Here is a 26,429-nt window from a genome sequence, read left to right as displayed (position 1 = left end):
CGTGTCCGGAAAAACCGCTGGTCATAGGCCTGTTCACGCTGCCCGCGCGGGTCTAGAGTTCCCGGTCACGGCAGCCCTCCACCCCCCAAGAGCGGGGCTGCCAGGCGGGCCGGCCTGTGCACCGGCCGCGCCGCGGCCGGGGTCGGATCGCCACCGCCCCCGATCCCGGCCGCCCTCCCCGCTCTCCCCACGCGCGCGTGCGCGCGTGCGCCGTCGGTCTACCGGACCGTGCTCCGCTGGAGACGGTCCGCGCGCTCGAACTCCTCGGGGTCGTGGGCGCAGAGCAGCCGGACCTCGTCGCCGTGCTCGCGGCGCAGCGTGCGCAGCCGCTCCTGGTTGTGCAGCCGCGCCCGGTCGTCGAGGGCCACCATGCGCTGGAAGGCGAGGAGGCCGGGCGGGCGGCGCCCGGCGCCGGGCTCGATCTCGGTGTGTGAGAAGTAGGCGTCACCGCAGTGCAGCAGCCAGCCCGCGCCCTGCCGGACCGCGACGCCGCTGTGCCCGCGAGTGTGTCCCGGCAGCGGTACCAGCAGGATCTCCGGGTCCACCCCGGACAGCGGGCGGACCGCCTGGAAGCCGAACCAGGACTCCCCGCCGCTCTCGTGCTCCACCCAGCGCGGCCCGTGCGCCCACTGCACCGGGCGGTAGCGATCCCGCTCGCCCCGGGTCGCGCGGACCCGGGCGGCCCGCAGCTCGTCGGCGAGGACGTGCACCCGGGCGTCCGGGAAGTCGGCGAGCCCGCCGGCGTGGTCGACGTCCAGGTGGGTCAGCACGATGTGGCGCACGTCCCGCGGGTCGTACCCGAGGGCGCGCAGTTGGTGCACGGCGGTGGAGGCGAGGGAGAGCCGCGGGCGCACCACCGCCAGGAACGAGCGGCCCAGCCGGTGCGGGTCGGCCACGTCATCGGTGCCCAGGCCGGTGTCCACCAGGACCAGGCCGTCGGCGGACTCCACCACCAGGCAGTGGGCCACCAGGCGCCCGGTCAGCCGTCCGCCGTTGCCCAGCAGCAGGCGGCCGCCGATCGGGCACATGCTGGCACAGTCCAGGTGACGGATGGTCATGCTGCCTCCGGCGGGCGTCGATGCCACCGGATCTCGGCGGGCTGGGGTCACTCTGGCCCGCTCCGGCCCTCCCCGTCCAGTGCGTCGTCCAGTGAGCCCCGGCTGCGCGCGACTGTCAGTGACGGTCAGTACGCTCGGCGCATGGTGACAGTGAGGGTGACGCTGACGGAGACCGACGTCGAGCTGCGCGACGGCCGCACGCTGCGCGCGTACGAAGCATGCCCCGAGGGCAGTGAGTCCGGCCTCGCCGTGGTCTGGCACCACGGCACGCCGAACGTGGGCACGCCGCCCGAGCCGCTGTTCGCGGCATCCGCGCGGCACGGCATCCGCTGGATCTCCTACGACCGGCCCGGCTACGGCGGCTCGACCCCGCACCCGGGCCGGGACGTCGGGTCGGCGGCGGCGGACGTCGCGGCGGTCGCCGACGCGCTGGGCGTGGACCGGTTCGCGGTGATGGGCTCCTCGGGCGGCGGTCCGCACGCGCTGGCCTGCGCCGCGCTGCTGCCCGAGCGCGTCCAGGCCGTGGTCTGCGCGGCCGGGCTCGCGCCGTTCGACGCGCCGGGGCTGGACTGGTTCGCCGGCATGGCCCCCGCCGGTGCGGCGGAGCTGCGGGCCGCCGTCCGGGGGCGGGAGGCGCTGGAGAAGCTGCTGGCGGCAAGCGAGTTCGACCCGGAGATCTTCACGCCGGCGGATCACGCCGCCCTCGGCGCGGCGTGGCGCTGGCTCGCCACGGTCGCCGGGGAGGCGCTGCGCGGCGGCATCGGCGGGATGGTGGACGACGACCTCGCCTATGTCGCGCCCTGGGGCTTCGACCCCGCGCGGGTGACGACGCCGACGCTCGTCCTGCACGGCGACCGGGACCGGGTCGTGCCCAGCGGGCACGGCGCCTGGCTGGCCCGGAACTGCGGCCCGGCGGCCGAGCTGTGGGCGCGCCCCGACGACGGACACATCTCGGTGCTCAACTCGTCCGAGCAGGCGCTGGCCTGGCTGCGGCGGGTGACCGGCTGACGCCTACGGCTGTTTGAGGTGCACCAGGATCCGGCCGGTGTTGCTCTGATCAGCCTCGACTCGGTCGTACAGCTTCCTGATGTGGCGCTGCCCGAGGAAGGCGAGGACCCGCTTCTTCAGCTGGCCGGTCCCCTTGCCCGGAATGATCTCGACGACCGGCTCGCCGGTCCGCAGCGCCTTGAACAGCGCTTCCCGCAGGGCGAGTTCGATGTCGCGGTTGTTCCGGAAGATCGGGTGCAGGTCCAGGGTGAGCAAGGCAGGGGCTCCGAGGGGGTGAGGGGGACAGCGAGCAGCATACGGCCGCTCGCCGTTTCGTTGTCTGTGCGTCATGTGCCGTACAGCGAACTTGTCCAGACAAGTTGCTGGGGGTTGCCGCACCCTTCTCGGTAGTCGTGACCCACGAGTGCCGCGCGTCTCCCGCCCCCGCGCGTCCCTGACGAAAGGTCCCTGCATGTCTCCGATCTCCCGCCGTACACTGCTCGGCTCGGCCGCCGCCCTCGGCGCCGGCAGCGCGCTCGGTGTGCTGCCCGGTTCGGTCCGTCGCGCGATGGCAGCGAGCACCGGCAGCGGCGCGCTCTCCTCGGTCAAGCACGTCGTGATCCTGATGCAGGAGAACCGCTCGTTCGACCACTACTACGGCACCCTCCAGGGCGTGCGCGGCTTCAGCGACACCTCGCTGCTGCGCTTCCCCAAGAACTCGACCGTGTGGAACCAGTCCACCAAGGGCAGCGCCACCGGCGGCACCATCCTGCAGCCCTGGCACCTGAACACCGCCACCACCGACGCCCAGCAGGTCGGCGACCTGGACCACGGCTGGTCCGGCACCCACGGCGCGTGGAACGGCGGCCTGTACAACAACTGGATCCCGGAGAAGACCGGGTTCACCATGGGCTACTACAACCGCGCCGACATCCCGTTCCACTACGGCCTCGCCGACGCGTTCACCATCTGCGACCAGTACTTCTGCTCCGTCCAGGGCCCGACCAACCCGAACCGGCTCTACCAGTGGACCGGCATGATCGACCCCAACGGCACCGCCGGCGGCCCGGTCACCGACAACAGCGAGCACGGCTACTCCTGGGCCACCTACCCGGAGATGCTCCAGGACGCCGGCGTCTCCTGGCGCGTTTACCAGCAGGCCGACAACTTCGACGACAACCCGTTGGCCTGGTTCACCCAGTTCAAGAGCGCCTCGGTCTCCTCCCCGCTCTACACCAACGGCATGGCCCGGGTCGGCTCCGTCAAGTCGGCGATCGCCGCGGACATCGCCGCCGGCACCTTCCCCACCGTCTCCTGGGTGGTGGCCCCGACCGCGCTGAGCGAGCACCCGGCCTCCCGCCCGGCCGACGGCGCCGACTTCGTCAGCGGCGTGCTGGCGGCGATCGCGAGTAACCAGGCCACCTGGGACTCCACCGTCGTCTTCTACAACTTCGACGAGAACGACGGCTTCTTCGACCACGTCCCGCCGCCCACCGCGCCCTCCGGCACGGCGGACGAGTTCATCAGCGGCGCGCCGATCGGCATGGGCCCGCGTGTCCCGATGACCGTCATCTCGCCCTGGAGCACCGGCGGCCGGGTCTGCTCGCAGACCTTCGACCACACCTCGCCGCTGCAGTTCGCCGAGCTGGTCACCGGGGTCGAGTGCGGCAACATCTCGGCCTGGCGCCGCCAGGTCGCCGGTGACCTCACCAGCGCCTTCAACTTCGGCGTGAGCCCGGTCGCCTTCCCCACCGGCCTGCCGAACACGGCCGCCCTGGTCACCGCCGCGAACAACGAGAAGTCGCTGCCCGCGCCGAAGGTCCCCGCGGCCGGCGCGCTGCCGGCCCAGGAGCCCGGCGACCGCCCGGCGCAGGCGGTCGACTACGTCTTCAACACCACCTCCTGGACCGACACCTCGACCGGCCGGATCTGGTTCAAGACGGTCTCCGCGGGCCTGGGCGCCGCGTTCACCGCCTACACCGTCAACGACCGGACGTACGCGGCGTGGCCGTACACCTGCGCGGCCGGCGGGTCGATCTCCGACTACTTCTCCGCCAAGACCTACGGCGCCGGCCTCTACGACATCGACCTGCACGGCCCCGACGGCTACCTGCGCGGCTTCCAGGGCAACGTGCTGACCTGGTCCAACAGCAGCAAGGCGCACCCCGAGGCGTACGCCGTCGACCAGCTGGACGGCGCGACCCTCACCCTCACGGTGACCAACGCCGGCACCGTCCCGGCCGTCTTCACCATCAACCCGAACACCGCCTACCTCGCCTCCGGCGGCACCGCCACCCAGCTGACCGTGGCAGCCGGAGGCTCCGCCAACGCCACCCTGCACGCCACCAGCGCGGGCCGCTACGACTACACCGTCACCGCCAACACCGGCGACGGCTTCGCCCGCCGCTTCGCCGGCCGCCTCTATGGGCACAACTAGATGATTGATTCCAAGGGATAGCTGCGGAGACAGCACGAGGGTGTCCGGGCTCGGCTTGTGACGGCCGAGCTGGACACCCTCGCGGCGGGCGGGACACTGCCCGACAGTGGCCGGGCCGGACGCTGCTCGCCGACCTGAACCACCAGGGCCCGCGCGTCCGACCACGAGCCGGCGGCCACCGGTGTCCGGCTCCTGCGGTCGGTTATGCGGGGAGGAAGAAGCCGGTGATGTCGGCGAGGCGCCCGTCCTCGTGGTGGCGGGCGGTGCTGATGCCGGTCGACGCGGTCTCGCCCTGCCCGCCGAGCTGTGTCCAGCGGGCGAGGGAGCGGTCGTGGTGCTCCAGCACCTCGTCGATGCGGAACCGGTGGCCGGGGAAGGCTCCGGCGAAGCCGGCCATGTAGGCGGCGAGTTCGGTCAGGCCGGCGACCTCGGTCCCGGGGTCGCGGTAGGCGACCTCGTCCACCGCGACCGCGCCGAGGGCGGCGAGCCGGTCGGCGGGGTCGGCCGACCAGCAGGCGGCGTAGTCGTTCCAGAGCCGCTGGGTGTCACTCATGGTCGTCCTGCTTTCGTACGGTCCTCAGGGAGCCGATCGACGCCATCGCGCCGTCGGTGACGCTGTGCAATGTGGTGCGGGGCAGGCCGGCCCGGACGAGCACCAGCAGGCCCTGGTAGAGCGCGAGCAGATGGGCGGCCGTGGTCGCGACGTCGAGGTCCGGCGGTGTGTCGCCGCGGTGCCGGGCGCGGGTCAGCGCGTCGGCGAAGCCGCCTTCGATCGCTGCCAGGCCGTGGTGCACGCCGGCGGCGGTCTCGGGGAGGGTGAAGGACTCGACGGCGGTGTTGGTGAGCAGGCAGCCCGGGTCGGGCTCGGCGCCGGTCTCGATCGCCGAGGTGAAGAACGAGCGGATGCCGGCCAGAGGGTCCGCAGGCTCCAGCAGGTGGACCCGGACCCGGCCCTGCACCACCCGCTCGTTGTAGGCGTCCAGGGCGGCGTGGAATAGGCCGTCCTTGTTCCGGAAGGTCCGGTAGAGGCTCCCCGGGTGCAGTCCGGTGGCCTCCTCGATGTCCCGCAGTGAGGCGCCGAGGTACCCCCGGTGGCGGAAGAGCCGCATGGCCGAGGCCAGCACCTCGTCCTGGTCCCAGAGCTGTCTGCGCCCCATCCCTGCCTCCGTAGTTGAACGATTGCTCACAAAAATAGCACGGGCTGGTACGCCAGTGCGATTTCGTGAACCGGCGATCAGATGGGGGCCCGGATGAATCAGTCGTCTAGTGCCTGACGCGGCACTAGCAACCGGTCCGCGGCCCACGCGCTCGGCGTGTGGGCCGCGGACCGCGCGGGCAGGATCGCTCCGTGGTGACACTGAGCAAGGTCGAACTCGCGGACTGGCAAGCCGTTCACGCCTGGGCGCGCCTGCCCGAGGTCTGCCGCTACCAGCCCTGGGGGCCGAACACCGAGGCGGAGACCCGCGCCCATGTGGCGGCTGCCGTCCAGGCGTGGTCCGAGGAACCCCAGCAGCGCTTCGCCTACCTGGCGCGCATCGGCGACGAGGCGGTCGGCTTCGGCGAGTTGCACATCCGCAACCGGACCCACCGGCAGGGCGAGATCAGCTACCTCGTCCACCCCCGGCTGTGGGGCCGGGGCGTGGCGACGGCGATCGGCCACGAGCTGCTCGCCCGTGGTTTCGGCGATCTCGGCCTCCACCGGATCCACGCCACCTGCGACCCCCGCAACCCCGCCTCCGCCCGAGTACTCGGCAAACTCGGCATGACCTGGGAGGGCCGCCACCGCGAGGCCCTGCTGATCCGCGACGGCTGGCGGGACTCGGAGGTGTTCAGCATCCTCGACGACGAGTGGCATGCGATATCGATTTCGCGCTGAGCAGCCGGTGCCGTAGAGTCGTGTTCACCGACGCGGGGTGGAGCAGCTCGGTAGCTCGCTGGGCTCATAACCCAGAGGTCGCAGGTTCAAATCCTGTCCCCGCTACTCAGTAGTAACAGCAGGCCCGGTGCATTCGTGCACCGGGCCTGCTGCCGTTCGGAGCGCCGCGGGAAAACCGGTTGTTCGCCGGAAGGGGCGAGCGGACACTGTCGCCATGATTTCCGATGCCGACGCCGCCGCGCTGTACGACGTGCTCAATCCCTGGGACCCGGACGGGTACGCCGGGGACCGCTTCTATGACGACCTGCTGACGCGCGCGGAGTCGGTCCTGGACGTCGGCTGCGGCACGGGCGCCATGCTGCACTGGGCGCGTGAGCACGGCCATGCCGGCCGGCTCGTCGGGCTGGACCCGGACGTCGCCGCGCTCGACCGGGCCCGGCGCCGGGGTGACGTCGAGTGGGTCGAGGGCCGGGCGGCGGACGCGCCGGCCGGCGCTGGCTTCGCGCTGGCGACGATGACCGGGCACGCCTTCCAGTTCCTCGTCACCGACCACGAGCTGCGCGCCTCACTGGCGGCGATCCACGCGGCGCTGCGCCCGGGCGGCCGCTTCGCGTTCGAGACCCGTCATCCGCAGGCGCGGGCCTGGGAGCAGTGGAACCCCTCGAACGCGGCCGACATCGAGGCCCTCGGCCGTGCCCTGCGCGTCTGGCACGAGGTCGAGTCCGTCCGCGACGGCGTGGTCACCTTCCACGGGACGTTGGCCGAGCCCGACGGCACCGTCCTGCGCGTCGATCGCGAACGCCTGCGCTTCCTCGACGTCGCGGCGCTCGACGCCCTCCTCGCCGACGCGGGCTTCGCCATCGAGGCGCGGTACGGCGACTGGCACCACGGACCCGTCACCGCCGCGAGCCGCGAGATCATCACCGTCGCCCGCGCCCAGGCCGTGTCGGCCTAGCGGCCCGAGATGCGGTCGGCGAGGCGGGCGGCCCAGTCCGTGCCCGCGCTGCGGCCGGTCAGCTCGCGGCGGTCCGCGCCGCGGTAGACGGCGTAGAGGGTGTGGACGCCGAGCCAGCGGAAGGGTTCGGGTTCCCAGCGGCGGACGGGGTGGCTGACCCAGGGCAGGGTGGTGAGTTCGGTGGCCGTGCCCTCGCCGGAGTCGAGCTGGACGAGGTCGCGCAGGGTGCGGGCGGCCAGGTTCGCGGTGGCGACGCCGCTGCCGACGTAGCCGCCGGCCCAGCCGATGCCCGTGCTGTGGTTCAGTTCCACGGCGGCGCACCAGTCGCGCGGCACGCCGAGGACGCCCGACCAGGCGTGTTCGATCGCCGCGCCGGCGGTGGCGGGGAAGAAGCGGACCAGGATCTCGCGCAGCGCCTCGATGGTGGCGTCCTGGGTGCGGCCGTCGTTGTCGGTGCGCGAGCCGAAGCGGTAGGGGATGCCGCGCCCGCCGAGCGCGATCCGGTCGTCGGCGGTGCGCTGGGCGTACATGTAGGCGTGCGCCATGTCGCCGAGGGTCTCGCGGCCCTCCCAGCCGATGCTGTCCCAGACGTGCTGGGGGAGCGGCTCGGTGGCGATCATGGAGGAGTTCATCGGCAGCCAGGTCCGCTTCTGGCCCTTGAGCGAGGCGGTGAATCCCTCCGTGCAGCGCAGCACGTACGTGGCGCTGACGGTGCCGTGCGCCGTGACCGCGCGGTGCGGCGCGATCTCCGTCACGGTCGTCGACTCGTGCACGACGACGCCCAGGCGCTCGACGGTCCGGGCCAGGCCCTCCAGCAGCTTGACCGGGTGGATCCGCGCGCCGTGCGGGGTCCAGGCGCCGCCCAGGGTGCCGGCCACCCGGATCCGGGCGGCCGACTCCTCGGCGTCCAGCAGCAGCCTGTCCTTCTCGCCGAAGCCGACCTCCGCCTCGTGGAAGGCCTTCAGGCGGGCGAGTTGGGCGGGGGTGTAGGCGACCTCCAGGACGCCGCCGCGGTGGATGTCGGCGTCGATGCCCTCGGCGGCGGCGACCTGGACCACCTCGTCCACCGTGTGGTTCATCGCCTCCTGGAGTGCCGTCGCGGCCCGGTGGCCGTGCCGGCGGGCGTAGCTGTCGCGGCCGGCGATGCCGTTGTAGAGCCAGCCGCCGTTGCGCCCGGAGGCGCCGTAGCCGCAGAACTTCTGCTCCAGCACGGTGATCCGCAGCGAGGGCAGCGCCTTCTTGAGGTAGTACGCCGTCCACAGGCCGGTGTAGCCGCCACCGACGATGCACACGTCGGCGCTCGCGTCACCGGGCAGCGGCGCACGCGGCGCCGGGAGGCCGGTCTGCGCGTACCAGAACGAGATGCCGCCGTTGACGGTGCTCATGTGCCCTTAGTCCTTCGTGAGACTGTTCGTGAGACTGCTGCTGTCCGTTGCTGCATTCATTCACGGATCGCCGCCGGTGGGGCGGTCGGAAGTGTATGGAATCGGCCCGACCGCCTGTCAGCGTGACCGGTTCAGATCTGCGCGGTGATCTCGCCCGCCACCCGGACCCCGGAGGCCAGCGCCGCGTTCAGCGTGGCGTTGTCGACGTCGGTGTGTTCGCCGGCGAAGTGGATCTGCCCCTCCTGGACCGCCTCGTAACCGGCGAACGAGGTGTACTGGCCGGTCTTGTAGTAGTGGTACGCCCCCAGGTGCCACGGGTCCAGCGACCAGTGGTCCTCGTACGCCTTGCCGTTCCAGGCCGCGGTGGTGCCGGGGTAGATCAGCTCGATCTGGCTGAGGAACCCGTGGACGTCGGTGGTCGGCGCCGGGCCGTGCGCGGCGCCGGTGAGCGTGTCGCGGGCGCCGTTGCCGCCGGGGAAGTTGACCAGCAGCGCGGGGGCGCCCTTCGCCCCGAGATTGACCGAGCCGTCCCAGGCGGTCTGGTAGCCGGCCGGTCCGGTGTTGGTGATGCCGTTGTAGCCGAGCGCGGGCCAGGTCTTTCTGGTCAACTGGGTGACCAGCTTGGCGTTCTGGCCCATGCCCTGCTGGGTGATCGCGGTCGTCTTGAGCGCGGACAGGTTGGCGCGCGAGAGGTCGACGTTGCGCAGGGTGCTGAACGGCAGGGCCAGCACCAGGTGGTCGGCGGGGACCGAGACCGTGCTGCCGCCGTGGTTGAAGGTGCAGGTGTAGCTGCCGTCGCCGTTGCGGCAGACGGCGATCAGCTCGTAGCCCTGCTGGACGGCCCCGGCCGGGAGTTGGCCGATCATCCCGCTGACCAGCTGGTCGTTGCCGCCGGTCAGGTGGTACTTCTCGTCGAAGCCGCCGCCCCCGTCGAAGGTGGTGGAGGCGCCGAGGAAGCTGATCATGTTCAGCGCGGAGGACTGCGCGGGTTCGCCGCCGGACTGGAGCTGGATCGACTGGATCAGCTGGCCGAGCGAGGAGGTCGCCGGGAGGCCGATCTCGGCGAGGTAGTCCAGGCAGGAGAGTTGGTCGAGGCGGTGGGCCTCGGTGGTGAAGCTGTTGTAGCGGGGGGTGCCGATGGCCTGGTAGGAGGCGTTGAAGGCGGTGTAGGCCTCGGCGGCCCAGTCGCTCTGCTGCTGGGCGCCGCCGTACAGCGCGCCGTTGATCCAGGAGGTGTAGGCGCCGGAGTCGAGCGCGCCGCCGCCCGCGTACTCCCGTTGCAGGCCCAGGCTGTTTGCCAGGCTGAGCACCGCGGTGTCGGTGGAGCTGATGAACGAGCCGCCGTGTTCGCTGACCTGGCCGCCCGCGAAGAAGCCGCGCAGCGACCAGCAGCGGCCGCCGAGATGGCTGGTGTCGGCCTCGTAGACCGTCGCGGCGACCGGCTTGTTCCGGTTCCACAGCTGGTGGGCGCAGCGCAGCCCGGCCAGTCCGGCGCCGACGATCACCACCCGGGGTGCGGCCGCGGGCGTCGAGGCGGCGGCCCGGGTCGGGGCGATCAGCCCGGCCGGCACGGTGGCCGCGGCGGCCAGGGCGCCTGCGGCGCCGAGCAGGTGGCGACGGCTGAGGGCCCGCTCGGCCCGCTCGGCGCGTTCGCCGGCGACCTCGGCGACGGGCATCGCGCGTCGGCGGGCCTCGCCGTAGGTGGCCAGGACGGCGCGCAGCGGTTCGGGCAGGCCGGCCCGGTGTCCGCCGGCGGGGGAGCGGGTGGGTTCGCGGTGCATGTGGTGCCTCGTCTCGTGGTGAGGGCTTCCCTGCGGCGCGGTGCGCCGGGAGCGGTGGGGTGCTCCCGGCGCTGCCGGGGTTTCCCGGCGCGGGGCAGGACGGAGAGGCTCGTGCGACGGCGTGCCGCCCGTCGCGTTTTCCGAGTTGCAGGGGAGTGAACCGCTGGCGCAGCGGTGTTGTCAACAGTGTTGCGCCGCCCGACGGCACCCCGGGTGCCGCCCGCCCGTCGGGGTCAGGACCCGCGGACCGCCTCGGCCCGCTGCGAGATCGCGGTGATCAGCGCCTCGACCCGGGCGTGGTAGATCTGGTCGTGCGTCACCTCGGCCAGCTGCTGTCCCAGCCGGGTGATGTGCGGGAACCCGCCGGCGTCCACCAACCGGTACTCGCGGGTCCAGGACGACTCGTCGGCGGCCCGCACCTCGGGGTCGAAGAGCAGGTAGGCGGCCCGCTGGCCGACGTAGGCCAGCAGCGAGTCGCCGACCATGCGGTAGTGCACGGCCGCGTCGGCGCCGTCCAGGCCGGCCTCGGTGACGGCGCCGAGGATGAGTTCGACGACCCGGAACTCGTTGGCGCGCCGGGTGGTGCGGCTGGCCATCGCCGAGCTGACGACCGGGTACTTGAGTGCGACCGCCAGCGAGGCGTCGGCCAGCGCCCGCAGACGGTCCTGCCAGCCCAGGCCCGGCGGGATGCTGTCCAGCACCTCGCCCAGGGTGCGGTCGGCGACGGAGAGCAGCAGCTCGTCCTTGTCGCGGAAGTGCCGGTAGACCGCGGTCGGATCGGCGCCCAGCTCCTCGCCGAGGCGGCGGACGGTGAACGCGTCCGCGCTGCCTCGGGCGGCGATCCGCAGGCTGGCTTCGATGATCGCCTCGGGCGTCAGCTGGGTGCCGACGCGCTTGGTGCGGGTGGGGGTGACGGATGACTTCGACATGGTGCCGCCAGTGTATCGAGCTGCGGGCAGCCCAGCGCAACAGTAATGACAACACTGTTGACAACAGTGTTGCGCTGCCGTTCACTCCTCCTCAACAACACGCCGAGCGGGCCCCGCCCGCCGAGCCGGAGGAATCGTCGATGGCACACCGCAGGCAGCGCGCCGACACCGTCTTCACCGGAGGCCGGGTCTTCACCGGGACCTCCGCGGCCCCGATCGACGCGGCGGTGGCCGTGGCCGGAGGCCGGATCCTGGCCGTCGCCGACGAGCTGGTCGTCCGGATGCTGGCCGACGAGTCCACCGAGATCGTCGACCTGGCCGGCGGCCTGCTCGTCGCCGGCTTCCAGGACGCCCACGTGCACCCGGCGGTGGCCGGTGTCCAGATGCTGCGCTGCGACCTCTCCGCCGAGCGCTCGGTGGACGGCTACCTGGCGACGGTCGCCGCGTACGCCGACAGCCACCCGGACGCCGAGTGGATCTGCGGTGGCGGCTGGTCGATGGACGTCTTCCCCGGCGGCATCCCCACCCGCGCCATGCTCGACGCGGTCGTGCCGGACCGGCCGGTGCTGCTCACCAACCGGGACGGACACGGCGCCTGGGTCAACTCGGCGGCCTTGGACCGGGCCGGCGTCGACCGCGACACCCCCGACCCGGCGGACGGCCGGATCGAGCGCGCGCCGGACGGCAGCCCGGTCGGCACCCTCCAGGAGGGCGCGATGGACCTGGTCGCCGCGCACGTCCCGGTGGCCACGCCCGAGGAGGCGCAGGCCGGCCTGCTCGTCGCCCAGGAGCACCTGTTCTCGCTCGGCGTCACCGGCTGGCAGGACGCCATGATCGGCGCCTTCCCCGGCAACCCCGACAACTACGGCGTCTACCTGCGCGCCGCGGCCGACGGCTCGTTGAAGGCCCGGGTGGTCGGGGCGCTCTGGTGGGACCGTGAGCGCGGGCTGGAGCAACTGCCCGAGTTGGAGGAGCGCCGCCGCGGCGGGCAGGTCGGCCGGTTCAACGCCACCACCGTCAAGATCATGCAGGACGGCATCGCGGAGAACTTCACCGCCAGCATGCTGGAGCCCTACCTGGACCGCTGCGGCTGCCCCACCGGGAACTCCGGCCTGACCTTCGTCGGCCCCGAGGTGCTGACCGAGGCGGTCTGCGCGCTGGACCGCTCAGGCTTCCAGGTGCACTTCCACGCCCTGGGGGACCGCGCGGTGCGCGAGGCGCTCGACGCCCTGGCCGCCGCCCGGGCGGCCAACGGCGTACGCGACAACCGCCACCACCTCGCGCACCTCCAGGTGATCCACCCCGACGACCTGGCGCGCTTCGCCGAACTGGGCGCCGCCGCCAACATCCAGGCGCTCTGGGCCGCGCACGAGCCGCAGATGGACGAGCTGACGATCCCGTTCCTCGGCCCCGAACGCGCCGCCCTGCAGTACCCGTTCGGCGATCTCCAGCGGGCCGGCGCCACGCTGGTGGCCGGCAGCGACTGGTCGGTCAGCAGCCCCAACCCGCTCTGGGGCATCCATGTCGCGGTCAACCGGGCCGTGCCGCCGGAGGCACCCAACGCCGCGCCGGACCGGCGGCCGCGCGCGCCGTTCTACCCCGAACAGGCCCTGACGCTGGCCCAGGCGCTGACCGCCTACACCGCCGGCAGCGCCTGGGTGAACCACCTCGACGACCTCACCGGGACCGTCGAGGTGGGCAAGTACGCCGACCTCGTGGTGCTGGACCGCGACCCCTTCGAGCATCCGGTCCAGGAGATCGGCCTGACCCGGGTGCTGCGCACCTACATCGAGGGCCGCGCGGTCTTCGTCGCCCCCCACTCCTAAGGAACCCCCATGCCGGACACCCCTTCCAGAACCGCCCCGCGCAGCCTGGCCCTCGGCGCGCTCGCGGCCGTCCTGCTCACCACCAGCGCGTGCGGCGGCACCGCCCACCCCGGCGGCGGCGCCGTGGCGGCCGCTTACAAGCTGAGCAGCACGACGCCGGCCGCCGCGGGGCCCATCGACTCGTTCACCTGGTCGCTCTTCGCCGAACCGGCCTCGATCGACTACGCCTACTCCTTCGACTTCCCGCCGAACCAGATCCTCTCCAACGTCTGTGAGAGCCTGCTGCGCTGGAACCCCGACCTGACCACCTCGCCGGGCCTGGCCACCTCCTACAGCAACCCGACGCCCACCAGCTGGGTCTACCAGATCCGCCCTGGCGTGCACTTCCACGACGGCACCGTGCTCACCGCCGACGACGTGGTCGCCTCCCTGCGCCGCAACCTCGACCCCGCGGTGGCCGGCGACTGGGCCTACCCGTTCCGCAACGTCCAGTCGGTCGACAAGTCCGGCCCGCTACAGGTCACCGTCACCCTCAAGACGCCGGACTCCACCTTCAACAAGTACATGGCAGCCAGCCCCGGCACCGTCGAGTCGGCCGCCACTCTGGCCAAGGACGGCAAGGACTACGGCAACCCCGCCGACGGCGTGAACTGCACCGGCCCGTTCGCCTTCTCCTCCTGGACCTCGGGCCAGTCGCTGGTGCTCAAGCGCTTCGACGACTACTGGGACCCGCAGCTCAAGGCCAAGGCCGGGCAGGTGAAGTTCGTCTTCCTCTCCGACCCGACCACCCGGGTCAACGCCTTCCGCACCGGCGAGGTGGACGGCGGCTGGATGGTCCCGGCCGACGCGTACGACCAGCTGAAGTCCACCCCGGCCGGCTCCCTCTACTTCGGCCAGAACACCACGGTCGCCGACGAGGTGGTCAACAACCTCAAGGGCCCGCTGGGCGACGCCCGGGTGCGCCAGGCGCTGCTGATGGCGATCGACCGCAAGGGCATCGTGAAGGCCGGCGCGGGCGGAGTGGGTGACGTGGCCGAGTCGCTGGTGACGGCCAACAACTGGAACGGCGCGCCCGGTTCGGCGGCCGCCGACGCGCGTCTGGCGCTGCCCGCCTACCCGTACGATCCGGCCAAGGCCAAGGCACTGGCCCAGCAGGCGGGAGTGAACGGGCAGAAGGTGGTGATCGCCACCAGCCCGCTGGACTCGCAGACCACGATCATCACCCAGGCCGTGGCCCAGGCCGCCACCGCGATCGGCCTGAAGCCCGAGATCGACACCATCTCGGCGGACAAGTACACCGCGCTCTTCACCGACCCGGCCGCCCGCCAGAACGTCGACCTCTTCCTGACCTTCTGGTATACCTCCATCACCGACCCGCTGGACATGTACGGCTCGTTGCAGACCGGCGCGTTCAGCAACTACGGCAGCTGGTCGAACCCGCAGTTCGACGCGGCGGTCGACCAGGCCGTCGCCGCCTACGATCCCGCCGAACACGCCGCCGCCACCGCGAAGGCCCAGCAGATCGCCATGCAGCAACTGCCCTGGCTGCCGCTGTACACCGAGCCGGTCAGCGTCTTCCTCGGCAAGCGGATCACCGGCGTCCAGCCGTCCATCGCCTACCTCTACTACCCGTGGGCCGCGCAGATCGGGGCGAGCAGATGACGTCGGTGCGGGCGGCGGCCCGCTCCGCGCTGTGCAGGCTGCTGGGGATGGCGGTGACGCTGCTGGTCACCTCGTTCCTGGTGTTCTCCTCGCTCTACCTGGCGCCGGGCGACCCGGCCGCGTTCCTGGTCCGCGGGCGCAGCCCCAGCCCGGACGAGCTGGCCGCGATCCGGCAGCAGTACGGCTTCAACGACCCGTTCCCGGTGCGCTACTGGCACTGGCTGGACGGCGTGCTGCACGGTGACTTCGGGCGCTCCTACCTGTTCCACCAGAGTGTCGCCTCGGTGCTGTGGTCCCGGCTGCCGGCCACCCTGCTGCTGGTCGGCGTCTCGACGCTGATGATCGCGGTGGTCGGGGTCGGCGCCGGCATCGTCGGGGCGCTGCGCCGCGGCACCCGGACCGGCTCCGCCGTCCTGCTGATGGTGACGGTCGGCGCGGCCGTGCCGTCCTTCGTCGCGGCGATCGTGCTGCGCTCGGTGCTGGGGGTGAAGCTGGGCTGGTTCCCGACCATCGGCAACGGCACCGGCTTCGTCGACCAGCTGCACCACGTGGTGCTGCCCGCGATCGCGCTGTCCGTCACCTTCATGGCACTGGTGACCCGGGTAACCCGCTCGGCGATGCTCGACGAACTGCGCCGCGAGCACGTCGAGGTCGCGCTGAGCCGGGGGATGCCGCGCGGCGCGGTGATCCGGCGCCATGTGCTGCGCAACGCGCTCGGACCGATCGTCACCGTCTGCGGGCTGCTGGTCTCCGGGATGCTGGTGAGCACCGCGATCGTCGAGACCGCGTTCGGCATGTCCGGGGTGGGGTCGCTGCTGGTGCAGTGCGTGGACGAGCTGGACTTCCAGGTCGTCCAGGCGATCGTGCTGCTGGTGGTCGCCGCCTTCGTCGTCGTCAACACCGCGGTGGACCTGGTGTATCCGCTGATCGACCCGCGCGTGCGCGCGGCAGGAGGAGCCCGATGAGCGCCCTGAGCCCCACCGCGCCGCGCTCCCCTGCGCGCGGACCACTGACCTGGCTGCGGCGCCTGGGCGGCGGAGCGCTGCTGAAGGTCTGCGTGCTGCTGCTGGCCCTGTTCGTGCTGGTCGCGCTGCTGGCGCCCTGGCTCGCGCCGCAGGACCCGACCTTCGGCGACTTCGCCAGCACCCTGGCCGGCCCGAGCGCCGGCCACTGGCTGGGGACGGACAAGGGCGGGCACGACACCTTCTCCGCCCTGATCGAGGGCACCCGAACCAGCCTGGTCGGCCCGCTGGCCGTGGTGGTCTTCTGCACCGTGCTCGGCATCGCGGTCGGCCTGTTCAGCGCCTGGCGCGGCGGCTGGATCGACACCGTGCTCGGCCGGGTGCTGGACATCCTGTTCGCCTTCCCGGCCCTGCTGCTGGCGATCCTCGCGGTCGCCCTCTTCGGCAAGGGGCTGACCGCGCCGGTGCTGGCGATGGCCGTCGCCTACACGCCGTACACCGCGCGGCTGGTGCGCGGTCTGGCCGCGCAGGAGAAGGTGCGGCCGTACGTCGCGGCCTACCAGGTGCAGGGCCACTCCGCGGTGTTCGTCGCGCTCCGCCGGCTGTTGCCCACCATCATGCCCACCGTGCTGGCCCAGTCGACGGTCAACTTCGGCTACGCGCTGCTCGACCTGGCGGCGCTCTCCTTCCTGGGCCTGGGCGTGCAGCCGCCGACCCCGGACTGGGGAGCCATGATCAACCAGGGCCAGGCGGCCGTGCTGGACGGGCAGCCGCTGTCGGCGATCGTGCCGGCCGTCGCGGTGGTCCTGGTGGTCGTCGCCTTCAACGTCGTCGGGGAGCACCTCGGCGACCGCCTCGCGGGGAGGGAGTCCTGATGCCGCTGCTGAGTTACGAGGACCTGAGCGTCCTGCTGCCCGGCATGGCCCGTCCGGTCCTGGACGGCGTCAGCCTGAGCGTGGCCGCCGGCGAGGCCGTCGCGCTGGTCGGCGAGTCCGGCTCGGGCAAGTCGGTGACCGCCCGCGCGGCCCTCGGCCTGCTCCCGCCCGGCGCCACGACCGCCGGGCAGGTCACCGTGGACGGCTGCGCCCTGATCGGCGCGGACCCGGCCACCGTGCGCGCGGTGCGCACCGGCAAGGCGTCGATGATCTTCCAGGACCCGCGGGCGGCGATCAACCCGGTGCGCCGGATCGGCGACTTCCTCACCGAGGCGCTGCGCCTGGTCGACGGGCGCGGCAGGGCCGAGGCCGAGGCCCGTGCGCTGGACCTGCTCGCCGCCGTCGGCCTGCCCGACCCGCCCCGGCACCTGCGCCAGTACCCGCACCAGCTGTCAGGCGGCATGCTCCAACGCGTCATGATCGCCGGAGCGCTCACCGCCGATCCCCGGCTGCTGCTCTGCGACGAACCCACCACGGCCCTGGACGTCACCACCCAGGCCGAGATCATGGCCGTCCTGCGCGCCCTGCAGCAGGACCGCGGTCTGGGCCTGCTGCTGATCACCCACGACCTGGACCTCGCCGCCGCCGGCTGCGACCGGATCTACGTGATGTACGCGGGCCGGATCGTGGAGACGGCGACCGCCGCCGAGCTGCTCGCCACACCGCGGCACCCGTACACGGCCGGGCTGCTCGGCTCCTCGCCGCCGCTGCACGGTGCCCCCGAACGGCTGACCCCGATCCCCGGCGTGCCGATGGGCCTGCTGGAGAGCGCCCCCGGCTGCGCCTTCGCCGCGCGCTGCCGCTTCGCCCGCCCCGGCCTGTGCGACCAGTCGCCGCCCGAACTGGCCCCGGTGGGCGAGAGGTTGGTCGCCTGTCACCTGGCCGACTCGATCCTCAGTGAGGTGGACCGTTGAACACCACCCCTTTGCTTCAGGCCGTGGGCCTGCGCAAGACCTATCCGAGCGGCGGGAGCCGGCTGGTCGCCGTCGAGAACCTGTCCTTCTCGCTGCACGCGGGCGGGGCCCTCGGGCTGGTCGGCGAGTCCGGCTCCGGCAAGACCACCACCGCGCGGATGCTGGTCGGCCTGGAGCGTCCCGACCAGGGCGAGATCCTGGTCCAGGGCGCGCCGCTGGCCGCCCGCACCCGGGGGCGCGCCGAGCGGCTGGCGCGCGCCAAGGCGGTGCAGATCGTCTTCCAGGACCCGTACCTCTCGCTGGACGGCCGGATCAGCATCGGGGCCACCCTGGACGGGGTGCTGCGGCTGCACGGCTGCGCCGACCGCGCGGTGCGGGCCGCGCGGGTGCGCGAACTGCTGGCCCAGGTCGGCCTCGGCGAGCGCGAGGCGGCCGCGCTGCCGCGCGGACTCTCCGGCGGGCAGCGTCAACGCGCGGCGATCGCGCGGGCGTTGGCCGTCGAGCCGGCCGTCCTGGTGCTGGACGAGGCGGTGTCGGCGCTGGACGTGTCGGTGCAGGCGCAGGTGCTCAACCTGCTGTCCGACATCCGGCGCGACACCGGTATCGGCCTGGTCTTCGTCAGTCACGACCTGGCGGTGGTGCGCTATGTCTGCGACGAGGCGTTGGTGATGTACCGGGGGCGGACCGTGGAGCAGCAGGGCGTCGCCGATCTCCTCGCTGCGCCCCAACACCCCTACACACAGCTGCTGTTGGCGTCCGTGCCGCACGCCGGCTGGGACCCAGGGGAGATCGGGCGCCGACGCCGCGAACTGGTGGCGGTCACGCCGGTGGGGGAGTAGCGGGCCGGCTGCTCGCGTCGTCCGAGATCGAGATCGAGATCCGGGCCATCGTGGTGACCGCGGGGGGCTGGTGTGGGGCGCAAAGGCGGTGCGTCGGCCCGCGGGCCGCCGTGGGCGCTGCGGCGCCGGGGGAGCACGGCGAGCAGCGGGGCGGGAGTGCATTCGCCATCCGCTCGCCGGCGCACACGGGCGCCGCTGGCAAGGCGAGTTCCGGCCGTCGCCAGAAGGACGCGTAACCACTACGACCGATCGCCGGTCCTTGCCCGCGCTGAACGCCGTCGCTGAGGATGAGATGCCGATGGGCACGTCCCGAGGAGGCGCAGGTGCAGGTCGAGCCGGATGCCCGGGAAGCCGTCGGTGACCGGGTGAGGTTGCTGGAGCGGATGGGCTCGGTGCTCGACCGGGCGGAGTTGCGGGCGCCGGGGGACGGCGTGTTGCGGGATCCGGCCGCGGTCGAGCTCGTGCACAGCGTCCAACGTGCGCTGCGCTCGGGCCCGTTGCCCCCCGGGCGGCGGCGGGCGCTGGAGCGCGAGTTCGCGCGGCTGCCGTCGGCCGGCTTCGGTGCGGCCCAGCCGCGCGACCACCTGCGGCGCAGTCTGGCCCGCGCGATGCGCTCGGTCCCGGCCCGTGCGGACGGCGAACGGCCGGCCGCCGCCGAGGTCGTCGGCTGGCGCGAATCCGAACGCGAGGCGCTGGCGGCGGCGTTGGAGCTGTTGACGGTGACCTGGCCGGAAAGCGCGGCCGAGGTCCGGGAGTCGGTCGTCGAGATCGCCCTGCTGGACGGCGACGCGATCGACGGGTTCACCGACTTCGCCGTGCACGGCGCCGTCCTCATCCACCGCGCCCGCCTGCGGGCCAACGCCGCCGGGCTGCCCGGTCCGGTCCGGTTCGCCGAGGCGCTGGTGCACGAGGGCGCACACACCAGCTGCAATGCGGCTGCCGCGGCCGATCCGTTCCTGGTCCCCGAGCGGCCGGCCGCCGGAGCGGACGCGCCGGCCGAACTGCTGGTCCCCACACCGCTGCGGGCCGATCCCCGGCCGCTGTCCGGGCTCTTCCAGCAGACCGTGGTGCTGGCGCGCAGCGTCCTGCTCTACGGCCGGCTGGCCGGCAGTGCTCTGGGGGGCGGTGCTCCGGCCGTCGACGCCCGCCGGGAGCGGCTGCTCACGCAGGGCCGCCAGGCCGTGGGCACCCTGGGCGCCCACACGGCCGCGCTGACCGAGCACGGCAACCGGGTGCTGTCGCAGTGCGGCGCCGTGTTCGCCAACGGGTAGCCTCGCGGCCTGTGGTCGGTGCCGCACCCGGACCGCGCCCAGCGGCCCGCGCGCCGTCAACTGCGCCAGGTCCGCAGGATCTCGGCGATCTCGGTCGCGGTGCCGGTCGGGCGTTCCAGGGCGCGGGCGAGGGCGTCGGCGCGGTCCCGGTCGAGGGTGACCGGGACGCCGCTGTCGCGCAGGTACCCGTGCGCGACGGCGACGGCGACCCGCAGGTTGGAGCGTTCCAGCCAGGGCAGCCGCCCCAGCGTGTGGGTGAGCGCGGCGGCGCGGGCGAAGGCACCGCCGTAGACGTCCTGGCCGGCCAGGACGGCGCGGTGGCGCTCCACGGCGGCGACGGCCACGCCGTAGTCGAGTGGCGCCGGGTCGCTCACCCCGGCCCGCTCGGTCACCGTGAGGACCCAGGGGAGGTCCACATGCAGAACGATCGCCATGGCCGTAAGCTATCACCTGATAGCACCCGGCGGCTGACGATCCCTCAAGGGGTGTGACGCCGGGCCGGTCAGCCGCCGGTCAGCCGCCGGCAGCTGTCAGCGGGCGGCAGAGCAGGGCGTCGGGCACCCCGCCGTCGTTCCACTGCCAGGTGTAGGCGACACCGGCCACGTACTCGCCGTCGGCGCACTGCCCCTTGTAGTAGCCGGGCGCCCAGTCGGCGCCGGTGGCGCCGCCGGTCGGCGGCCGGTTGTCGCCGTGGTCGAACCAGACGTCCCGTCCGCCGGTCGGCAGCGGGCCGCCGGCCGGTGCGCAGAGCAGCGACGACATGGCGTTGCCGCGCACGCTGTAGCCCACGGCGAAGGAGGCGTCCGGGCACTGGAGTTTGCTGTAACCGGGCGCCCAGTCGCCCTCGGTGACGTAGCGTTCGTCGGTGACCGTGACGTACGGCCCGGGCGCGACGGGCGGTTGCCCGGCGTCCGTGCACAGGCCTCGGCTGTCGCTGCGGCTCAGCCCGGCGAGCCGTTCGGTGTCCGGGCAGTCGCCCTTGCGTGCACCCGGGTCCCAGTCCGGCAGCGCGAGCATCCGGGCGGAGACGTCGTAGTCGGCGTGGTCGAGGTTCAGCATGTTCCAGCGCGGTGCCGGCGCGACGTCGCCGGTCAGGCTCGGCGCCGAGAGCAGCTTGTGCCAGTCGGCGGCCCGCCAGTCGCCCGGGTCGTCGACGCTCAGCTGCGTGCCGTCTGCGGCGTAGTCGAGGAGCGCCCAACTGTCCTGCGGTGTCCCGTTCGTGGTCCATCCGACCAGGGGCCAGACGGCGAAGTCGGTGTCGTTCGCGGCCAGGATGTCGGTGAACGCGTCGAACCAGGCCTGCTCCTTGGGGTCGCTCTCGCCACGCCCGGCGGCGCCGAACTCACTGACCCAGACCGGGGCGGTGAAGTGCTGGCCGGACTGGGTGACGAAGAGCGCCTCCTGGTTGACCACCTGGGCGAGTTGGGCGGGCGTGAAGTCCTCGTACCGGGGGTCGCTGGTGGCGCCGAGGCCGCTGCCGGCTCCGCTGTTGGCCGGGCCGGTGTAGGCGTAGAAGTGCGCCGAGTAGACGAGCTTGTCCGACTCGATCAGGGTGTTGGAGAGGTTCTGGACGGGGGTGAGCATCGGTCGGCCGTGCGGCAGCCCGTTGAGCGGGATGCCCTGCCAGTTGATCCCCTCCATGATCACGAGCAGGTCGGGATCGGCCCGCAGGATCAGGTTCCCGGCCTCCTCGAACGCCGCGTTCTCGTCGTGGGCGTCTCCCCAGCCCCAGTTCGGGTCGTCGGTGACGTCCCGGCGGACCTCGTTGCGCAGGTCGGCTCCGACCACCCGCTTGTTCGCCCGGTAGCGGTTGACCATGAAGAGCCAGTCGGCCTCCCACTGCGCGGTGCTCTGCCCGCTGTTCCAGCGCTCGTTGCCGTCCAGGCCGCAGCACCAGCGCGCGGTGGTGGTGTGGTCGTTGAGGACGACCGCGAAGCCGTCGCCGGTCAGTGCGGCGACCACCGCGTCGTACACCTGCAACGGTGTGTCGCCGCGCAGCTGCGGGTTGGCGGCGACCGCGGAGTCGGGGACGGTGGTGGTGTCATGCACGAGCGCGTTGGAGTACGGCAGCCGGATGCTGTTGAGGCCCAGGCTGTGGAAGCCGGCCAGGATCTCGGCCATCGGGGCGCGGTCCAGACCCAGCGGGAGGTTGGCGGAGACCTCGCCGCTCTGGTTCTCGGCGGGGTCCGCGGGGTCGCCGCTGCCCAGCCAGGTGCCCTGGGCGCCCTCCCAGTTGCCGGAGACCAGCTTGAAGCGCCGGCTGTCGGCGTCGACGACGTAGCGGCCACGGGTGCTGAGCGGGCCGGTCCAGGAGGCGGCGAGCTGCGGGCCGGTCATCGGGTGGGACTGCGCGGCGGGGGCGGGAGTCGCGGGGGCGGCCTCCCCGCTGCCGGTGGAGAGCGCCAGCACGGAGCAGAGCGCCGCGACGGTCGCCAGGGCGCGTGTGCCGAGCCTGTTCAACGTCGGTCCTCCGGTCGGAGATGACGTGGCGGGATCCGCCGAGACGGGGACGGGCGTGCGGAACTCCGGTGAGCCTGTGCGGGAGTCCGGGGAATTCTCACACGTGCGCTCGGGCCTGCCAAGTACCCGCGGTGGAACGGGCCTTCGCCCCACCACCCGGTCCCGGCCAGGGAAGCGGCGGCCGGCACGGCGGCGGGCGGCGCTGAGCAGCGGGGAGCCCGGCGCCGACCCGTCACTCCCGTCTCCTACGATGACCGCCATGAACAATGGCGGGCCGCAGACACGGCTCATCGACGGCCGCTTCGAACTGCTGCAACAACTCGGCGGTGGAGGCATGGGCCTGGTCTGGCGTGCCCGCGACAGCGCCCTGCACCGCGAGGTCGCGCTCAAGGAGGTCCGCACCGGCGACCCGGCGATGGCCGCGGCCGACCCGGCCGGCCAGCTGGAGATGCGCGAACGGGTGCTGCGCGAGGCGCGGTCGCTGGCCCGCCTCCAGCACCCGAACGTCGTGATCATCCACCACATCGTCGACACCGCCGAGCACCCGCACCCCTGGCTGGTGATGGAGCTGGTGGGAGGCGGCAGCCTGGCCGACCGGCTGGCCCAGGGCCCGCTGACCGTGCCGGAGGCGGCCAGGATCGGCCGTGGCGTCCTCTCCGCCCTGCGCGCCGCGCACGCCGCCGGCATCCAGCACCGGGACGTTAAGCCCGGCAACGTCCTGCTGCGCACCGACGGCACCCCCGTGCTCACCGACTTCGGCATCGCCGCCGTGCACGGCTCCGCGACGCTGACGGCGACCGGCGCGCTGATCGGCTCACCCGAGTACATCGCGCCCGAGCGGATCCGCGGTGAGGAGGGCAACCCCTCCTCCGACCTCTGGTCGCTCGGCATGATGCTGTACGTCGCCGTCGAGGGGTACCACCCGCTGCGCCGGGCCACCACCCTCGCCACGCTGGCCGCGGTGCTCGACGAGCCGCTGCCGCCGCCGGTCCGCTCCGGGCAGCTCGGCCCGATGCTGTCCGCGCTGCTGGCCCGCGACCCGGCACAGCGCCCGGACGCCGACCAGCTCGACCGGCTGCTCGCCGCGGCCGAGCAGGGCGCGGGCCAGGCCGGCCCCGGCCCGGCGCCCTGGGCACCGACGTTCCTGGACACCCCGTCACCCTTCGGTCCGGCGGCCGGCGCGGCCGCGCCGACCGACCGGCTGCCCTCCAGCGTCTTCGGCCCCCCGGTGCCGCTGGCGAAGGACGGCCCGCTCCGGCCGCCGGCCCGCTCCCGGCGCGGGCGGACCGTGCTGGGCACCACCTCCGTCGTGGTGTGTGCGGCGGTGATCGGCGCCCTCGTCTGGACCATGGAGCCGAGCACCGGCCACACCTCGCTGCGCGCCTCCGGCAGCGGCAGCCCCGGTGTGGTCGCCCCGGGCACGGCGACCCCCGGGACGGCGGCCTCCGGCGGTGCGCAGGCCGCCCCGCCCGCGTCCGCGGGCGCCGCCGCGACACCCGCGCCGAAGGACCTGCTCACCCCCGACGGCATGCGCGCCACGGTCGCGGCGATCAGCCCGCTGATGACCAACGGCCGGGTCGTCGAACTCGTCGTCTACCCCGGCTACGCGAGCGCCGAGGTGCCCACCGCCGCCGACCCGCTGCACTACGACCAGGTCGACTACCGCGACGGCGCGGTCACCCACTCGCCCGGCGGCTCGGTGGACACCGGCGAGAACACGACGGTGGACCTGCGCGGCTACGACTGGGACCTCCTGCCGTCCCTGCTGCAGAAGGCCCAGGCGACGCTGAACGTCGCCAACCCGACCAGCCGCTACGTGATCGTCGGCCCCGACATCCTGGACGGCACCCCGAGCATCAGCGTCTACCTCTCCGACGCCTACGACGGCAGCGGCTACCTGGAGACCGACACCAAGGGCAACGTGAAGCGCAGCCACCCGCGCGGTTCCTAGTGCCGCGCCCGCGCCCTGGTGACGAGGGCGCGGACCAGCTGCGGCGGGTCCCACAGCGGGCGGCCCCGGGCGAAGCGGTAGAAGAGCATGCCGATCACCAGCGCCGAGAGGTGGCCGACGTCGGTGAAGGTCTGCCCGGTGGCGACCTTGGCCGCCAGGTAGCCGAGCGCCACGACGAAGTAGACCCACCGCCAGGGCCGGGTGAAGCGGTAGCCCAGCAGGCCTGCCGCCCCGGCGAGGCCGTAGCTGACGCCGACGTCCAGGGTGTGCGCCATGTGCGCCGGGTCGGCTCCCCAGCGGATCGCCAGCCAGACGGTGCCCTGGCTGATCAGCGTGGCGCCGACGTGGGCGCTGGCGACTGTGATCAGCCAGCGCGCGGTGCCCACCCAGCGTTCGACGGGGATGTGGGAGAGGTGGAACAGCACGATGTAGCTCAGCAGCGACGGTGTCTGGGTCCACAGCGCACTGAGGATGAACACCGCGACCGGGTGGTGGAAGAGCTCCGAGAGGTTGGTGCTGTCCACCCGCAGGACGACGTTGGCCGTCCGCTTCGGCAGCTGGGCGAACTGGAGGGCCGTGACGGTCAGGATCAGCAGCCAGATGTAGCTGCCGGGCGCGGTCGCCACCCACGCCCCCACCCAGTGCCGGGCCGCCCGCAGCCGCGCCCGCGTCCCGGTCGGCCGCGGGGACGGTGTCCCACCCGGACGGGTGGCCGATCCGGTGGCGGACCCGGTGGCCGGCTCCTCCCCGGCCTGCCGGTGCCGGTGCTGGTGTTGGCTCATCGAACGTGACATACCGCCATCATCGCGGACCATCCGGGTCATCCGTGCCGCGCACGGCTCGTGGCCGATCACCGGCGCCGACAGTCCGATAGTCGGACGCAAGGGCCGACACGGGCCATCCGGGGGACGGTCCGCAAGGCGCGGACCTGCGAACCTTACTCTCCGTGGCAGGAATTCGAACCAGGAAAGGAAGGGATCCGACATGGGACGCCCGGTCAGAATCGCGGTAGTCGTGCTCGCCGCCCTCGGCGCTGTCTGCCTGCCCACCGCCGCCTTCGCGGACGGCGCGGTGCCCGCCTCGAACAACACGTTCGTGATGGGCAACGACAACCAGCTCGCCGCGAACGACATCTTCAACGCGGGCCACGACAACACCGTCGGTTCGTACAACGGCGGTCAGTCGGGGGTCGGCGTCGGCGACGGCATGGCCTCCGGCGACGACGCGCAGGCGGTCGCCAGCAGCACGTTCGTGATGGGCAACGGCAACCAGCTTGCCGGCGACGACATCTTCAACGCGGGCCACGACAACACGGTCGGCTCGGTCGACGGCGGTTCGAGCGGCGTCGGCGTCGGCGAGGCCATGGCCGCCGCCGCCGGCTCCACGATGGTCGAGTAGGACGGCGCACCGCCTGATCGACAGTTCCCGTCGGACGTGCGACCCCATCGCACCCGACCCCGCGGGCTGGCCCGACGGGAACTGTCGACGATCGCCCAGGAGCCTGGATCCGGGTCACGGATCTCCGCGCAAGAGACCTCCGATCGACGGATCGCGGCAGCTGGGAACTCCCTGCCGCAGATTGCCCGGACGTCGCGAAATAGCGATCGGCCGAACAGCCCGCGCATTTCCCGGTCGGGCCGGTGTACACCCCACTCCGGGCGCCCGATCGAACCGCCGTCGGCGCACGGACGCCACTGCGGTTGGACCAATCCTGACCCACCGTCGGCCCGGCTGCCAGTCCCGCAGGGCTCTGAGAATCCTCTGAATGGTGAGGGCGAATGCCCGGGGGCCGCTCGATTCCCGCCGGAATGCGGTCCGGCGCCTTCCGCGGGGGCCAACTTCTCAGTTCTCTCTGAATATCGGCGGCAGCCCGATCGGCCCGTGCAACCCCGTTGACCCTCTCTTGTCAACTCTGCTTTGCTTCACGGCAGCGAACGGCGCACCACCTGTCATACCGCCAGAGACCGTGCGAGTCGGCATGGTTGGTTCCACCCGCCGTCGGAGACGGACGGACGTCCGCAGATAGCCACGCCGTGGCCCACCAGCGCACCTGCCGGGTTCCTCCCTGCGCAGAGCCCTGCGCGGACACGGTGCGACGTCCGGGTTGTGCAACGCCCTGGTGCGCCTCGCTGTCCTGACCCCCAGAGCCGACCGCCCACGCCGAACCCGGCAACGGGCGGTCAGCAGCAGAGAGGATCCCC

The 26,429-nt window shown here is 72.8% G+C and carries 23 protein-coding genes and 1 tRNA gene; 14 read left to right on the top strand and 10 right to left on the bottom strand.

What is annotated here, in order from left to right:
• Positions 1 to 218: 218 nt before the first annotated feature.
• Positions 219 to 1,058, bottom strand: coding sequence for an MBL fold metallo-hydrolase (locus BS80_RS02350; protein ID WP_035792020.1), 840 nt, complete (start codon positions 1,056 to 1,058; stop codon positions 219 to 221).
• A 141-nt stretch (positions 1,059 to 1,199) separates the two neighbouring features.
• Between BS80_RS02350 and BS80_RS02345 the strand changes: the two genes are divergently transcribed.
• Positions 1,200 to 2,066, top strand: a complete 867-nt coding sequence (locus BS80_RS02345; protein ID WP_035792018.1) for an alpha/beta fold hydrolase — start codon at positions 1,200 to 1,202, stop codon at positions 2,064 to 2,066.
• Positions 2,067 to 2,069: 3 nt separating this feature from the next.
• On the opposite strand, the gene BS80_RS02340 is transcribed toward BS80_RS02345, so the two are convergent.
• Complete coding sequence (locus tag BS80_RS02340; RefSeq protein ID WP_035792017.1) at positions 2,070 to 2,321, bottom strand: Smr/MutS family protein; 252 nt, start codon at positions 2,319 to 2,321, stop codon at positions 2,070 to 2,072.
• Positions 2,322 to 2,517: 196 nt separating this feature from the next.
• Between BS80_RS02340 and BS80_RS02335 the strand changes: the two genes are divergently transcribed.
• Positions 2,518 to 4,482 carry a phosphocholine-specific phospholipase C gene (locus BS80_RS02335; RefSeq protein WP_035792014.1) on the top strand — a complete coding sequence of 655 codons (1,965 nt, stop codon included), beginning with the start codon at positions 2,518 to 2,520 and terminating at the stop codon, positions 4,480 to 4,482.
• Between the two features lie 202 nt (positions 4,483 to 4,684).
• Here BS80_RS02335 and BS80_RS02330 read toward each other — a convergent pair whose 3' ends face one another.
• Complete coding sequence (locus BS80_RS02330) at positions 4,685 to 5,035, bottom strand: nuclear transport factor 2 family protein (RefSeq protein WP_035792012.1); 351 nt, start codon at positions 5,033 to 5,035, stop codon at positions 4,685 to 4,687.
• Positions 5,028 to 5,639 (bottom strand): TetR/AcrR family transcriptional regulator, encoded by a 612-nt coding sequence (locus BS80_RS02325; RefSeq protein WP_035792009.1) that lies wholly within the window; start codon positions 5,637 to 5,639, stop codon positions 5,028 to 5,030. Before BS80_RS02325 ends, BS80_RS02330 begins: the two co-directional genes overlap by 8 nt.
• Before the next feature lie 191 nt (positions 5,640 to 5,830).
• Between BS80_RS02325 and BS80_RS02320 the strand changes: the two genes are divergently transcribed.
• From BS80_RS02320 to BS80_RS02310, 3 genes are all read left to right on the top strand, one after another.
• Entirely contained in the window at positions 5,831 to 6,358 is a 528-nt protein-coding gene (locus tag BS80_RS02320; protein ID WP_051965728.1) for a GNAT family N-acetyltransferase, read from the top strand.
• A 31-nt stretch (positions 6,359 to 6,389) separates the two neighbouring features.
• Positions 6,390 to 6,463: transfer RNA gene (locus BS80_RS02315), tRNA-Met, on the top strand.
• A 109-nt stretch (positions 6,464 to 6,572) separates the two neighbouring features.
• Positions 6,573 to 7,313, top strand: coding sequence for a class I SAM-dependent methyltransferase (locus BS80_RS02310; protein WP_035792006.1), 741 nt, complete (start codon positions 6,573 to 6,575; stop codon positions 7,311 to 7,313).
• Here BS80_RS02310 and BS80_RS02305 read toward each other — a convergent pair.
• From BS80_RS02305 to BS80_RS02295, 3 genes are all read right to left on the bottom strand, one after another.
• A complete protein-coding gene (locus BS80_RS02305; protein WP_035792004.1) occupies positions 7,310 to 8,698 on the bottom strand; it encodes an NAD(P)/FAD-dependent oxidoreductase in 1,389 nt (462 codons plus the stop codon). The genes BS80_RS02310 and BS80_RS02305 overlap by 4 nt on opposite strands.
• Positions 8,699 to 8,829: 131 nt before the next feature.
• Positions 8,830 to 10,479 (bottom strand): flavin monoamine oxidase family protein, encoded by a 1,650-nt coding sequence (locus BS80_RS02300; RefSeq protein WP_035792001.1) that lies wholly within the window; start codon positions 10,477 to 10,479, stop codon positions 8,830 to 8,832.
• A 233-nt stretch (positions 10,480 to 10,712) separates the two neighbouring features.
• Positions 10,713 to 11,408, bottom strand: a complete 696-nt coding sequence (locus BS80_RS02295) for a TetR/AcrR family transcriptional regulator (RefSeq protein ID WP_051965727.1) — start codon at positions 11,406 to 11,408, stop codon at positions 10,713 to 10,715.
• A 140-nt stretch (positions 11,409 to 11,548) separates the two neighbouring features.
• On the opposite strand from BS80_RS02295, the gene BS80_RS02290 reads away from it, so the two are divergent.
• From BS80_RS02290 to BS80_RS02260, 7 genes are all read left to right on the top strand, one after another.
• On the top strand, positions 11,549 to 13,234 hold the full coding sequence (locus BS80_RS02290; RefSeq protein ID WP_035791999.1) for an amidohydrolase: 1,686 nt from the start codon (positions 11,549 to 11,551) through the stop codon (positions 13,232 to 13,234).
• A gap of 9 nt (positions 13,235 to 13,243) precedes the next feature.
• Positions 13,244 to 14,896 (top strand): ABC transporter substrate-binding protein, encoded by a 1,653-nt coding sequence (locus BS80_RS02285; RefSeq protein ID WP_035791996.1) that lies wholly within the window; start codon positions 13,244 to 13,246, stop codon positions 14,894 to 14,896.
• The gene (locus BS80_RS02280; RefSeq protein ID WP_035791994.1) at positions 14,893 to 15,861 is read left to right on the top strand and encodes an ABC transporter permease; all 969 of its coding nucleotides are present in this window, start codon (positions 14,893 to 14,895) and stop codon (positions 15,859 to 15,861) included. The genes BS80_RS02285 and BS80_RS02280 overlap by 4 nt, the downstream gene beginning before the upstream one ends.
• Entirely contained in the window at positions 15,858 to 16,733 is an 876-nt protein-coding gene (locus BS80_RS02275) for an ABC transporter permease (protein ID WP_035791991.1), read from the top strand. The genes BS80_RS02280 and BS80_RS02275 overlap by 4 nt, the downstream gene beginning before the upstream one ends.
• Positions 16,733 to 17,707, top strand: coding sequence for an ABC transporter ATP-binding protein (locus tag BS80_RS02270; RefSeq protein ID WP_035791989.1), 975 nt, complete (start codon positions 16,733 to 16,735; stop codon positions 17,705 to 17,707). Before BS80_RS02275 ends, BS80_RS02270 begins: the two co-directional genes overlap by 1 nt.
• Complete coding sequence (locus BS80_RS02265) at positions 17,704 to 18,546, top strand: ABC transporter ATP-binding protein (protein ID WP_035791988.1); 843 nt, start codon at positions 17,704 to 17,706, stop codon at positions 18,544 to 18,546. The genes BS80_RS02270 and BS80_RS02265 overlap by 4 nt, the downstream gene beginning before the upstream one ends.
• A 323-nt stretch (positions 18,547 to 18,869) precedes the next feature.
• Positions 18,870 to 19,817: an HEXXH motif domain-containing protein gene (locus BS80_RS02260; protein ID WP_035791985.1), complete on the top strand. Its 948-nt coding sequence runs from the start codon at positions 18,870 to 18,872 to the stop codon at positions 19,815 to 19,817.
• Between the two features lie 56 nt (positions 19,818 to 19,873).
• On the opposite strand, the gene BS80_RS02255 is transcribed toward BS80_RS02260, so the two are convergent.
• A complete protein-coding gene (locus BS80_RS02255) occupies positions 19,874 to 20,251 on the bottom strand; it encodes a fic family toxin-antitoxin system, toxin component (RefSeq protein ID WP_332262140.1) in 378 nt (125 codons plus the stop codon).
• Positions 20,252 to 20,330: 79 nt separating this feature from the next.
• Positions 20,331 to 22,277: a glycoside hydrolase family 5 protein gene (locus tag BS80_RS02250; RefSeq protein WP_035791983.1), complete on the bottom strand. Its 1,947-nt coding sequence runs from the start codon at positions 22,275 to 22,277 to the stop codon at positions 20,331 to 20,333.
• Between the two features lie 259 nt (positions 22,278 to 22,536).
• On the opposite strand from BS80_RS02250, the gene BS80_RS02245 reads away from it, so the two are divergent.
• Positions 22,537 to 24,228 carry a serine/threonine-protein kinase gene (locus BS80_RS02245; RefSeq protein ID WP_035793031.1) on the top strand — a complete coding sequence of 564 codons (1,692 nt, stop codon included), beginning with the start codon at positions 22,537 to 22,539 and terminating at the stop codon, positions 24,226 to 24,228.
• On the opposite strand, the gene BS80_RS02240 is transcribed toward BS80_RS02245, so the two are convergent.
• Positions 24,225 to 25,010: a rhomboid-like protein gene (locus tag BS80_RS02240; RefSeq protein WP_157535775.1), complete on the bottom strand. Its 786-nt coding sequence runs from the start codon at positions 25,008 to 25,010 to the stop codon at positions 24,225 to 24,227. The genes BS80_RS02245 and BS80_RS02240 overlap by 4 nt on opposite strands.
• Before the next feature lie 202 nt (positions 25,011 to 25,212).
• On the opposite strand from BS80_RS02240, the gene BS80_RS02235 reads away from it, so the two are divergent.
• Entirely contained in the window at positions 25,213 to 25,626 is a 414-nt protein-coding gene (locus tag BS80_RS02235; RefSeq protein ID WP_035791980.1) for a hypothetical protein, read from the top strand.
• Positions 25,627 to 26,429: the final 803 nt, after the last annotated feature.

The organism is Kitasatospora mediocidica KCTC 9733 (assembly GCF_000744225.1).
Lineage (GTDB): Bacteria > Actinomycetota > Actinomycetes > Streptomycetales > Streptomycetaceae > Kitasatospora > Kitasatospora mediocidica.
The sequence above is the reverse complement of the archived record's forward strand: the minus strand, read 5'-3'. Positions and strand labels throughout refer to the sequence as shown.